Raw genomic sequence first — 12,222 nt, 5'->3', positions numbered from 1 at the left:
CGAAACGGGACATCATCGGTGGGTGCGGGCAAACCACCGGGGCGGCTGTGCGGGGTGGACCCCCCGACGGGGTAGGGTCTGACGCCGTGCCCGGCAATCCCCGTCCCCGCGCCGTGACGCCGGTCCGGCTCGCCGATCTCGCCGCGCGAGTCGCCGCCGAGTCGCCCCCGGACGCCGCCGACCTGGCGGTCACCGGAGTCACCCATGCCAGCACCGAGGTGCACCCCGGCGACCTCTACGCGGCACTTCCGGGTGCCCGCCGGCACGGCGCCGAGTTCGTCGCCTCGGCGGCGGCGGCCGGCGCGGTGGCCGTACTCACCGATCCGGCCGGCGCCCCGGCGGCGGCCGAGGCCGGACTGCCCGTCCTGGTGGTGCCGGACCCCCGCGCGGTGCTCGGCGAGCTGGCCGGCGCGGTCTACGGCGACCCGACGGCCGGGCTGACGGTCATCGGCATCACCGGCACCGCCGGCAAGACCAGCACCACCTACCTGATCGAGTCGGGGTTGCGGGCCGCCGGACACGTCACCGGCCTGATCGGCACCGTCGAGTGCCGGCTCGGCGACCTGGTGGTGGAGAGTGTCCGGACCACCCCGGAGGCGACCGACCTGCACGCCATGCTCGCGGCGGCCCGGGAGCGGGGCGTCACGGCGGTCGCGATGGAGGTCTCCAGCCACGCCCTGGCGATGGGCCGGGTCGGCGGGGTCCGGTTCACCGTCGGCGGCTACACCAACTTCGGCCACGACCACCTGGACTTCCACGCCGACGTCGCCGACTACTTCGCGGCCAAGGCGCGGCTCTTCGACGGCCGGTGCGACGTCGAGGTGCTCAACGCCGACGATCCGGCGCTGGCACCGCTGCGCAAACCGGCCACCGTCAGCTACTCGGCGGCCGGTGACCCGGCCGCGACCTGGCGGGCCGGCCAGATCCGGGAGTCCGGCTACACCCAGACCTTCACCGCGTACGGCCCGGACGGTTCGGCCGTCGACGCCGGGGTGGCGCTGCCCGGCCGGCACAACGTGGCCAACGCGCTGCTGGCGATCGCCGCGCTGGTCGGTGCCGGTGTCGACCCGGCCGTCGCGGCCCGGGGGGTGGCCGCCTGCCCGGGCGTTCCCGGCCGGCTGGAACTGGTCGAGGCGCCCGGCCCGGTGCGCGGGGTGGTCGACTTCGCGCACACCCCGGACGCGGTGGTCGCCGCGCTGACCGCGCTGCGCGACCTGACCACCGCCGGCAACCGGCTGATCTGCGTACTCGGCTCGGGCGGCGACCGGGACCACGGCAAGCGCTCGCTGATGGGCGCCGCCGCCGCGGCCGGGGCCGACCTGGTGGTGGTGACCGACGACAACCCGCGCAGCGAGGACCCGGCGGTGATCCGGGCCGAGGTGCGGCGCGGCGCGGAGCAGGGCGGCGAGCCGGCCCGGGTGACGGAGGTGGCCGGCCGCCGGGCCGCGATCGACGAGGCGGTCCGGCTCGCCGAACCCGGTGACGTGGTGGCGGTGCTCGGCAAGGGGCACGAGCGCGGCCAGGAGATCGCCGGCCGGACGTACCCGTTCGACGACCGGGTCGAGCTGGCCGCCGCGCTGGCCGCCCGGTTCGGCACCCTGGTGGAAGGCCGCCGATGATCCCGCTGACCCTGGCCGAGCTGGCCGCCGCAGTCGACGGCCGGCTGGCCGCCGCCGACCCCACGGTCCGGGTGACCGGGCCGGTCGAGTTCGACTCCCGCAAGGTGCGCCCCGGCGGGCTCTTCGTGGCCTTCCCCGGGGAGAAGGTGGACGGGCACGACTACGCGGCGACGGCGGTCGCCGACGGTGGTGCGGTGGCGGTGCTCGGCTCCCGGCCGGTCGACGGGGTACCGATGGTGCTGGTCGACGACGCCCGGGCCGCGCTCGGCAGGCTGGCCCGGGCGGTGCTGGACCGGCTGCCCGAGCTGACCGTGATCGGGTTGACCGGCTCGTCCGGCAAGACCACCACCAAGGACCTGGTCGCCCAGCTCACCGCCCGGCTCGGCGCCGCCGTGGCACCGCCCGGCTCGTTCAACAACGAGCTGGGGCACCCGTACACGGCGTTGCAGGCCGACGCGGAGACCCGGTTCCTGGTGCTGGAGAAGGGCGCCCGAGGGCTGGGACACATCCGCTACCTGTGCGAGATCGCGCCGCCCCGGATCGCGGTGGTATTGAACGTGGGCGTGTCGCACATCGGCGAGTTCGGCTCGCAGGAGGCGATCGCCCAGGCCAAGGGCGAACTGGTCGAGGGGCTGCCGGCGGACGGGCTCGCCGTGCTGAACGCCGACGACGAGCGGGTACGCGCCATGACGGCCCGTACCGCCGCCCGCACGGTGCTGGTCGGCGAGGCCGACGACGCCGAGGTACGCGCCGAGGACGTCAGCCTGGACGATCGCGGGCGGGCGTCGTACACCCTGGTCACGCCGGAGGGGCGGGCGGCGGTACGGCTCGGCGTCAGCGGGCGGCACCAGGTCGGCAACTCGCTCGCGGCGGCGGCGGTGGCCCGGGAACTCGGCATGCCGCTGGCCGAGCTGGCGGAGGCGCTCGGCGGGCTCGGCCTGCCCTCGACCCGCCGGATGGACGTCTTCGACCGTACCGACGGGGTGACGGTGATCGACGACTCCTACAATGCGAACCCCGCCTCGACCTCCGCCGCACTGCGGGCGCTGGCCGGGATGGGTGAGCGGCGGCGGTCCTTCGCGGTCCTCGGCTACATGGCCGAACTGGGTGATTTCGAACGGGACGGGCACGAACAGGTCGGCCGGCTCACGGCCGAGTTGGGCATCGACCGGCTGATCGTGGTCGGTGAGCCGGCCGCGCCGATCCACGACGGCGCGGTGGCGATCGCACATTGGGGAGGAGAGTCGGTGCTGGTTACCGATCAGGCGGCGGCGGTCGAGGCGCTGCGCCGCGAGTTGCGGCCGGGCGACATCGTCCTGGTGAAGGGCTCGCGCTACCGCACCTGGGAGGTGGCCGACGCGCTGCGCGCCGAGGCCGTTCCGCCGACCGGGGGCGGTGCCCGATGAGCGTGCCGCTGGTCCGGGTGTCGGTGGCGGCGGAAGGCGTCGCGGCGTGAGGGCGGTCATCGTCGCCATCTTCGTGGCGTTCCTGATCTCGCTCTTCGTCACACCGGTCGCGATCAAGGTGTTCACCCGGCTCAAGGCGGGGCAGCCGATCCGGGCCGAGGGCCCGATCATGCACCAGGGCAAGAAGGGCACGCCGACGATGGGCGGCGTGGTGTTCATCGTCGCCACGGTGATCGCGTACGTCGCCGGGCACCTCGCCCTGACCACTCTGCCCGAGGCGCAGATCGCCCAGGTCACCCCGACCATCACCGCACTGGTGCTGCTCGGCCTGATGGTCTTCTCCGGTGCGGTCGGCTTCCTCGACGACTTCCTCAAGGTCCGCAAGCGGAACAGTGCCGGGCTGAACAAGCGGGGCAAGCTGCTCGGGCAGATCCTGGTCGGCGCCGTCTTCGGGGTGGTCGCCCTCTACTTCCCGAGTACCGCCGGCGTGACCGTCGGCAGTACCGCGCTCTCCTTCATCCGGGACATCAACGCCCTGGAGGTCGGCAAGGTCGCCTCGGTCGTCATCTTCATCTTCGTGGTGATGGCGACGACCAACGGGGTGAACCTGACCGACGGGCTGGACGGGCTGGCCACCGGTGCCTCGGTGATGGTGCTCGCCGCGTACGCGCTCATCGCGTTCTGGCAGTACCGGCACTGGTGCGCGGACACGGACTACGCCCGGGGCGGTGCGTACTGCTACGAGGTGCGGGATCCGCTCGAAATCGCGTTGATCGCCGGAGCGGCGGCCGGGGCGTGTGTCGGCTTCCTCTGGTGGAACACCTCGCCGGCCCGGATCTTCATGGGCGACACCGGGGCGCTCGGCCTGGGCGGACTGATCGCCGGCATGGCGATGGCCACCCGGACCCTGCTGCTGCTGCTGATCCTGGGCGGACTCTTCGTGATCATCACGATGTCGGTGGTCATCCAGATCATCTCGTTCCGCACCACCGGGAAACGGGTCTTCCGGATGTCGCCCCTCCAGCACCACTTCGAGTTGGCCGGCTGGAGCGAGGTCAACATCGTCGTCCGGTTCTGGATCATCGCCGGGATCGGCGTGGCGATCGCGCTGGGCCTGTTCTACAGCGAGTTCCTGGCCTCCGTCACCTGACCGCCCCGACGAAGCTCCGTCCTCGGCGCTGGGACACGCCGTACCGGTCCGACACGCCGGCCGGTCACCTGCGCCAGGGTGGCCGGACCAGCGTCGATGATGGGCGGATGGGGGAGGACGAGGGGTCGGCGCGGTGACCGAGGAACAGCCACGACGGCCGGCGGGCACCGGCGCCCCGCGACCGGGCCGGACCGGCGATACCGGGCGTCCGGGCCGGACGAGCGATACCGGGCGTCCGGGCCGGGCCGGGGAGGACGGCGCGCGCTCCGGCGACACCACGCGCTCGGGCCGGGCCAGGGAAGGCGCCACCCGCTCCGGCGACACGCCACGGTCGAGCCGGGCCGGCGAGGGCGGCGGGCGGTCCGGGGACAGCGCACGTACGGCCCGTGCCGGGGACGGTGGCAGCCGGTCCGGCGACGGTGCGCGTACGGCGACGGACGGCGGTACCCGACCGGCCGGCGCCGGATCGTCGGGTGACGCCGCCGGGCAGCCGGCCGGCGTCGACCTGGCCGGCGGGCTCGCCGCGCTGCGCGGCCTGCTGGCCCGGCCGCTCGCCTCCTACTACCTGCTCATCTCCAGCGCCGGACTGCTGCTGCTGATCGGGCTGACGATGGTCTTCTCGGCGACCAGCGTCCGGGCGTCCGCCGCCGACGGCAACGCCTTCGCGATGGTCGCCAAGCAGGCGCTCTTCGCGCTCATCGGGCTGGGGGCGTTCTGGGCCTGCCAGCGCCTGCCGGCCCGGACGTTCCGGGCGGTCGGGCTGCCGACCCTCGGCGTCGCGGTGCTGCTGCTGGTGGTGCTGGACGTGCTGCACCTGTGGGACAAGCTGAACGGCGACGGGGACGCCGTCCTCGGCCCGCTGGAGGCCCGGCTGCTCTGGCTGTACATCGGACCGATCCAGGTACAGCCCTCCGAGTTGGCGAAGTTCGGCCTGGTGCTGTGGGGCGCGGACATGATCGCCCGCAAGGGCGCCGCGCTGGGCTGGTGGCGGGAGCTGGCCACCCCGCTGTTCCCGGTGGTGGGCCTGCTCTTCCTGCTGGTCGGCTACAACGACCTGGGTACGATGCTCTGCCTGCTCGCCGTGGTGGTCGGCCTGCTCTGGGCGGCCGGCATCCGCAAGCGGGTCTTCGGCGCGCTCAGCGTGCTCGGCCTGGTCGGGGTCGGGCTGCTGGTCGCCGCCGCTTCGATCGGGGCCGGCTCCGGCGAGAGCGACCAGAAGAACTACCGGCTGGCCCGGCTCACCATGTTCTTCGACCCGCCGCCGCCGGACGAGTGCGGGCTCACCGACTGCTATCAATACCTCCAGGCCCGGTACGCGATCGACAACGGCGGCTGGTTCGGCGTCGGGCTCGGCAAGAGCAGCCTGAAGTGGAACTGGCTGCCCGAGGCGCACAACGACTTTATCTTCGCCATCCTGGCCGAGGACCTGGGCGTGGTGGGCTGTGCGGTGGTGCTGAGCCTGTTCGCGGTGCTGGCGTACACCGGGTTGCGGATCGCCCGCCGCGTCGCCGACCCGTTCCGCCGGCTGGCCGCCACCGCCGCGACCGCCTGGCTGATCAGTCAGGCAGTGATCAACATCGGCGGGGTGGTCGGGCTGCTGCCGATCACCGGGCTGCCGCTGCCGTTCATCTCCGACGGCGGCAGCGCCCTGGTGGTGACGCTGGCCGCGATCGGCATGCTCGCCTCGTTCGCCCGTGCCGAACCGGATGCCGCGCGGGCCCTGCACGCCCGTCCGGCGCCCCGATGGGTACGGCTACTCTGGGCCCCGTTGCCGCCGCTTCCCTCGGCGCGCCGCCGTGGGAAGGTTGCCGCGCCGGCCCCTCGGGAACCCGCGTCCGGGTCCGGGTCCGGGAGGCGGCGGGAGTCCGAGGCCGGGCCAGCAGGTGGCCGGGCGAGGCGAGGGCGCGCCGGTACGGCGAGCGAGAGGAGACGCTGATGGGTCCGCTGCGGTCGGTGGTGCTAGCGGGAGGAGGCACGGGAGGGCACATCTACCCGTTGCTGGCCTTCGCCGACTGCCTGCGCCGGCACGACCCGGGGGTACGGATCACCTGCCTCGGCACCCCGAAAGGGTTGGAAAACGACCTGATTCCGCCGCACGGCTACGATCTGCGGCAGATCCCGGCATATCAGCTCCCGCGGTCGGTCAACATGAACCTGATGCGTACGCCGGACCGGATGTGGAAAGCCGCCCGGGCCGCCGGAAAGGTGATCGACGAGGTACGCGCCAACGTCGTCATCGGGTTCGGTGGCTATGTCTCGGTGCCCGCCTACCTCGCCGCGTGGCGCCGGGAGCTGCCGATCGTGATCCATGAGGTGAACGTGCCGCCGGGGGTGGCGAACCGGCTCGGCATGAAGTTCACCAAGCACGTGGCGGTCGGCTTCCCGCACCAGCCGGCCCAGGCCGAGTCGCTGCGCGACGCCCGGGTGGTCGGCGTACCGCTGCGGCGCGGCATCACCAGCATCGACCGGGTGGCGCACCGGGCCGCGGCCCGCCGGCAGTTCGGCCTGCACCCGGACCTGCCCACCCTGTTCGTGGCCGGTGGTTCGCAGGGCGCCCGCTCGATCAACCTGGCGGTGGCCGGTGCGGCCAAGTCGCTCGCCGCCGCCGGGGTGCAGGTGCTGCACGTGATCGGCGCCCGCAACGAGCCGGTGAACGTACCGCACGACCTGCCGGTGCCGTACGTGACGCTGCCGTACCTCTCGCAGATGGAGCTGGGCTACGCCGCCGCCGACCTGATGCTGGGCCGGGGCGGGGCGATGACCTGCGCCGAGGTGGCCGCCATCGGGCTGCCCACGGTCTACGTGCCGTACCCGCACAGCAACCAGGAGCAGAAGCGCAACGCCCTGCCGGTGGTCGAGGCCGGCGGCGGGCTGCTGGTCGACGACTCGGAGATGACCGCCGCCTGGGTGGAGCACACCGTGATCCCGCTGATCCGCGACCCGCGCCGGCTGGCCGCGATGGGTGCCGCCGCTGCGGCGTACGGCCGGCGCGACGGCGACGAGGCGCTGCTCGACTTCGTCTACGAGGCGGTCGCCCGATGAGCCGACGTCTACGGGGCGGTCGCCCGATGAACGGACGTCGACGAGGCGCTGCTCCGACGGGCCGACGTCTACCCGGCGGCGGCCCGGTGAGCCGACGACGCGGCGGCGGCCCGACGAACCGCACCGGTCCGCTGCCGGACCGGGCCCCCGAAGTGGGTACGGCCGAGGCCGGCAACCCGGTGACCGCACGGATTCCGAGTGGAAGGCTGGTGTCATGAACACCGCGCAGTTCAGCCCGGTCGGCACGCTCTCCGCCGAGGACCTGGGCAGCATCCACCTGATCGGGGTCGGCGGGGTCGGCATGAGCGGCCTGGCCCGGCTGCTGCTCACCCGGGGGCTCCGGGTCTCCGGCAGTGAGCTGCGGGAGTGGCCGGCGCTGGCCGGGCTGCGGGCGTTGGGTGGGACCATCCACATGAGCCACACGGCGGCCAACCTGGACGGCGTCGACACCGTCGTCTACTCCACCGCGATCCCGCAGGACCACCTTGAACTGGTCACCGCCCGGGAGCGCGGGCTGCGGGTGCTGCACCGCTCGGAGGCGCTGGCCGCTGCGATGACCGGCCGGCGCACCATCGCGGTTGCCGGCACCCACGGCAAGACCACCACCACCTCGATGGTGACGCTGGTCCTCCAGCACGCCGGCCAGGACCCGTCGTTCGTGATCGGCGGCGAGATCTCCGAGGTGGGCTCGAACGCCCACCACGGCAGCGGAGAATACTTCGTCGCCGAGGCGGACGAGAGCGACCGCTCGTTCCTGCTCTACCGGCCGTACGTCTCGATCATCACCAACATCGACGAGGACCACCTCAACACCTACGGGGACTACGCCGGTCTGGAGGAGGCGTTCGCCGACTTCGCCCGGCTGACCGACCCGGAGGGGTTCGTGGTGACCTGCGCGGACGATCCGGGTACCCGACGGATGGCGGAGACGCTGCGTGCCGAGGGCCGTACCGTCTACACCTACGGCACGGCGGAGGACGCCGACCTGCGGCTCACCGAGCTGGTCTCGTCGGCCGGCGGCGTACGCTATCTCGCCGCCCTGGACGGCGAGCCGCTGGGCGAGATCCGGCTGCCGGTGCCCGGCGCGCACATCGGGCTGAACAGCGCGTCGGCGGTGCTCACCGCCGGCCGGCTCGACCTTCCGCTCGACTCCGTGACGTCGACGCTGGCCGCCTTCCCCGGGGTACGCCGCCGGTTCGAGCGCAAGGGCGTGGTGGCCGGCGTCCAGGTCTACGACGAGTACGCCTACCACCCGACCTCGATGACCGCCGCGTTGAAGACCCTGCGCGAGGTGGCCGGTGACGGTCGGCTGATCGTCGTCTTCCAGCCGTACCGGGTCTACCGGACCCGGGACCTCCAGGCCGAGCTGGCCACCGCGCTCGCCATCGCGGACGAGGTGGTGGTGCTGGAGGTCTTCGGCCCGGGTGAGGTCCGGGCTCCCGGCGAGGGCGGCGCGGCGCTGACCGAGGCGGTCGACCTGCCGGCCGACCGGAAGATCTTCCTGCCCTCCTGGGAGGACGTACCGGCCGAGGTCGCCCGGCGGGCCCGCCGGGGTGACGTGGTGGTGACCATGGGTGCGCCGCCGATCTCGCTGATGGGCGACGAACTGCTCGACGCGCTGGCCGGCGGCTCGTCCGCCGGGCAGCCGGACGGGACCGGGACGCCGGGCGTCGGGCAGGAGGCCGGGGCGACCCGGCCGCCGCGCGCCGCCGGGGCGGCCAGCGACGCCGGATGAGCCCGGGCGCGTCCCGGGGCCGGTCCGGCGGTCCGCCGCCGGGTGGCCGGGGCGGCGGTCCGCCGCCGGGTGGCCGGGGTGCCGCAGGACGTGGTGCGGGCCGGTCCGGTCGGGCCGGCCCGGGTACCGGCGGCACCCGCTCCGGCGCGGCCCGGTCCGGAGTCGGCCGGTCCGGCACGGGGCGCGGCACCGACCGGGGCTGGCGGCTGGTCCGGGCCGGTACGGACGCGGTGCCGCCGTCGGTACGCCGCTTCACCCGCCGGGCCCGGCAAAACCGGGTACGCGCCGCGCTGCCGTGGACGCTCTCCGCCGGGATACTCGTGCTCGTGCTGGCCGCCGCCGGGATCGTGTACGGCACTCCGCTGCTCGGCTTCCGGACGCTCCGGGTCGTCGGCGCCACCCTGGTCACCGACGACCAGGTACGCCAGGCTGCCCGGGTGACCGACGGCGTACCGCTGGCCCGGGTCGACCTCGACGCGGTCCGGACCCGGGTGGCCGAGTTGCCGCCGGTGGCCCGGGCGACGGTGTCCCGGCAGTGGCCGAACACCCTGCGGGTCGAGGTGGTCGAGCGGACTCCGGTCGCGGCGGTGCCGCAGAACCGGCGTTTCCTGGTGGTCGACGGCTCCGGGGTGGTCTTCCAGACCCGTGCCGACCGTCCGGCCGGGCTGCCGCTGGCCCGGCTCGGTACGCCCGGTCCGGACGACGCCGCCACCAAGGGGGCGCTGACCGTGCTCGCCGCGCTCACCCCGGAACTGCGGGACCGGCTCACCGAGGTGACGGTGGAGGGTCCGGCCCGGATCACCGTCACGTTGCGCGGCGGCCGTACGGTGCTCTGGGGCGACGCCTCGCGCAGCGACACCAAGGCGCAGGTGGCGACGTCGTTGCTGGCCCGGAAGGGCGACACCATCGACGTACGGACGCCGGACGTGGTGACCATCCGCTGAGCCGGTGGGCGGTGGATGTCGCCGTCCGTCGGTCGGGCAGGTCGACACGCCGGCCGGGTGGTCGGTCAGTGACGTTTATCGGCGGGCGTGCCGACACGCCGCGCAGGTCCTTGGGTTCGGCCGCGCGTCCGCATACGTTGCCCCGAGAGGATCAATGGTTGACATAACTGTAAGCCTCTAGTAGAGGGTGAGGGTTACCCTTCGCCTCCTCGTACCGAATGGTTGTCGGCCAAGCTCCGACGGATCGCCGGGCGGGGTGGGCGGCCCCCCGCCGAGATCGAAGGAAAGGACCCCGATGACACCTCCGCACAACTACCTGGCGGTCATCAAGGTCGTCGGCATCGGCGGCGGCGGCGTCAACGCCGTCAACCGGATGATCGAGGTCGGGCTCAAGGGCGTCGAGTTCATCGCGATCAACACCGATGCCCAGGCCCTGCTGATGAGCGACGCCGACGTCAAGCTCGACGTGGGCCGGGAGCTGACCCGGGGGCTTGGCGCCGGCGCCAACCCGGACGTCGGCAAGAACGCCGCCGAGGACCACCGCGACGAGATCGAGGAGGTGCTCAAGGGCGCCGACATGGTCTTCGTGACCTGCGGTGAGGGCGGCGGTACGGGTACCGGCGGCGCGCCGGTGGTGGCGAACATCGCCCGTAAGCTGGGCGCGCTGACCATCGGTGTGGTGACCCGGCCGTTCTCGTTCGAGGGCAAGCGCCGCCAGGTGCAGGCCGAGGCGGGCATCGACGAGCTGCGCAACCAGTGCGACACCCTGATCGTGATCCCGAACGATCGGCTGCTCGCCCTCGGCGACCGGGGCATCAGCATGATGGACGCGTTCCGGCAGGCCGACCAGGTGCTGCTCTCCGGTGTGCAGGGCATCACCGACCTGATCACCACCCCGGGTCTGATCAACCTGGACTTCGCCGACGTGAAGAGCGTGATGAGCGGTGCCGGCAGCGCGCTGATGGGCATCGGCAGCGCCCGGGGGGACAACCGGGCGGTGGAGGCGGCCGAGGCGGCCATCTCCAGCCCGCTGCTGGAGCAGAGCATGGACGGGGCCCGGGGGGTGCTGCTCTCCATCGCGGGCGGCTCCGACCTCGGCCTCTTCGAGATCAACGACGCGGCGCAACTGGTCACCGACGCCGCCCACCCGGACGCGAACATCATCTTCGGTGCGGTCATCGACGACGCGCTCGGCGACGAGGTACGGGTGACCGTGATCGCGGCCGGCTTCGACGGCGGCGCCCCGGCGTACAAGCCGGTAGAGCAGGCCCGCAAGGTCAGCCCGCCGGCCGTCGCGCCGGTCTCGCCACCGCCTCCGCCGCCGGTGCAGGCCCCGCGCCGGGTGCTCTTCGACGACGTGGACGTGCCGGACTTCCTCAAGAACGGTTCCTGAGCCACCAGATGACCGAACCACCCCTCCCGGCGCCGGACGACGAGCGCCGGGCACAGCTCGCGGCCAACCTGGCCCGGGTGCGGTCCCGGATCGACGCCGCCTGTGCGGCGGCCGGTCGGGACCCGGCCGGGGTCACCATGGTCGCCGTGACCAAGACGTACCCGGCCGCCGACGTGACGTTGCTGGCCGGGCTGGGTGTGCGCGACGTGGGGGAGAACCGCGACCAGGAGGCCGCGCCGAAGGCGGCCGAGGTGGCGGCGGCCGGTGCCCGGGTGCGCTGGCACTTCGTCGGGCAGCTCCAGCGCAACAAGGCCCGATCGGTGGTCCGGTACGCCGACCTGGTGCACTCGGTGGACAGCGTACGGCTGGCCGACGCCCTGGCCGACGCGGCGGCGCGGCACCGGGAGGCGCCGCTGGAGGTGCTGGTCCAGGTCAACCTGGACGGTGCCGCCGACCGGGGTGGTGCGCTGGTCGCCGGGGACGACCCGGACCGGTCCGTCGACCGGGTGGCGGCGGCGGTCGCCGGGGCGGACTCGCTGCGGCTGGCCGGCGTGATGGCGGTGGCACCGCTCGGCGCGGAACCGGAGCCCGGGTTCGCCACGCTGGCCGAGGTCGCGGCCCGGCTGCGGGTCGAACATCCGGCGGCGCTCGCGGTGTCGGCCGGGATGAGTGGTGACCTGGAGGCGGCGGTCGCCTACGGCGCGACACATGTACGGATCGGCAGCGCGTTGCTCGGAATGCGTAGCACGCTGCGGTAGCCTGGCAACCGGACACCAAACTACATCAGTGTTGTTTGAGGCGGCATCCCCACTGGCGGGGGTCGGGGTGAGACCGGTTTCACGGTCGTGCCAGGGGTTGCCGTCTCGGGCCGGTGGGCACTGCCAGTGTTCACGCGCGTGACAGGGGCACGGCACGGGGGGTGTGTGTCGCACG

9 protein-coding genes are annotated in these 12,222 nt (G+C 73.5%); all 9 read left to right on the top strand.

Going from position 1 to position 12,222, the window contains the following annotated elements; translation table 11 throughout:
- Positions 1 to 47: 47 nt before the first annotated feature.
- The 9 genes from Pen02_RS24715 to Pen02_RS24675 all read left to right on the top strand — a co-directional run bounded on the left by Pen02_RS24715 (position 48) and on the right by Pen02_RS24675 (position 12,047).
- A complete protein-coding gene (locus Pen02_RS24715; protein ID WP_203868455.1) occupies positions 48 to 1,619 on the top strand; it encodes a UDP-N-acetylmuramoyl-L-alanyl-D-glutamate--2,6-diaminopimelate ligase in 1,572 nt (523 codons plus the stop codon).
- On the top strand, positions 1,616 to 3,025 hold the full coding sequence (locus Pen02_RS24710; RefSeq protein WP_203868454.1) for a UDP-N-acetylmuramoyl-tripeptide--D-alanyl-D-alanine ligase: 1,410 nt from the start codon (positions 1,616 to 1,618) through the stop codon (positions 3,023 to 3,025). The genes Pen02_RS24715 and Pen02_RS24710 overlap by 4 nt, the downstream gene beginning before the upstream one ends.
- A 46-nt stretch (positions 3,026 to 3,071) precedes the next feature.
- Positions 3,072 to 4,175 (top strand): phospho-N-acetylmuramoyl-pentapeptide-transferase, encoded by a 1,104-nt coding sequence (gene mraY, locus Pen02_RS24705; RefSeq protein ID WP_203868453.1) that lies wholly within the window; start codon positions 3,072 to 3,074, stop codon positions 4,173 to 4,175.
- A 505-nt stretch (positions 4,176 to 4,680) separates the two neighbouring features.
- Positions 4,681 to 6,111, top strand: a complete 1,431-nt coding sequence (locus Pen02_RS24700; protein ID WP_239141237.1) for an FtsW/RodA/SpoVE family cell cycle protein — start codon at positions 4,681 to 4,683, stop codon at positions 6,109 to 6,111.
- On the top strand, positions 6,111 to 7,217 hold the full coding sequence (murG, locus tag Pen02_RS24695) for an undecaprenyldiphospho-muramoylpentapeptide beta-N-acetylglucosaminyltransferase (protein WP_203868452.1): 1,107 nt from the start codon (positions 6,111 to 6,113) through the stop codon (positions 7,215 to 7,217). Before Pen02_RS24700 ends, murG begins: the two co-directional genes overlap by 1 nt.
- Positions 7,218 to 7,431: 214 nt before the next feature.
- The gene (gene murC, locus Pen02_RS24690) at positions 7,432 to 8,952 is read left to right on the top strand and encodes a UDP-N-acetylmuramate--L-alanine ligase (protein ID WP_203868451.1); all 1,521 of its coding nucleotides are present in this window, start codon (positions 7,432 to 7,434) and stop codon (positions 8,950 to 8,952) included.
- A complete protein-coding gene (locus Pen02_RS24685; RefSeq protein WP_203868450.1) occupies positions 8,949 to 9,896 on the top strand; it encodes a cell division protein FtsQ/DivIB in 948 nt (315 codons plus the stop codon). The genes murC and Pen02_RS24685 overlap by 4 nt, the downstream gene beginning before the upstream one ends.
- Positions 9,897 to 10,191: 295 nt before the next feature.
- Positions 10,192 to 11,289 carry a cell division protein FtsZ gene (gene ftsZ / locus Pen02_RS24680; protein WP_203868449.1) on the top strand — a complete coding sequence of 366 codons (1,098 nt, stop codon included), beginning with the start codon at positions 10,192 to 10,194 and terminating at the stop codon, positions 11,287 to 11,289.
- Positions 11,290 to 11,297: 8 nt separating this feature from the next.
- Positions 11,298 to 12,047 carry a YggS family pyridoxal phosphate-dependent enzyme gene (locus tag Pen02_RS24675; protein WP_203868448.1) on the top strand — a complete coding sequence of 250 codons (750 nt, stop codon included), beginning with the start codon at positions 11,298 to 11,300 and terminating at the stop codon, positions 12,045 to 12,047.
- Positions 12,048 to 12,222: the final 175 nt, after the last annotated feature.

Origin of the sequence: Plantactinospora endophytica, assembly GCF_016862915.1 — a bacterium.
Lineage (GTDB): Bacteria > Actinomycetota > Actinomycetes > Mycobacteriales > Micromonosporaceae > Plantactinospora > Plantactinospora endophytica.
The sequence above is the reverse complement of the archived record's forward strand: the minus strand, read 5'-3'. Positions and strand labels throughout refer to the sequence as shown.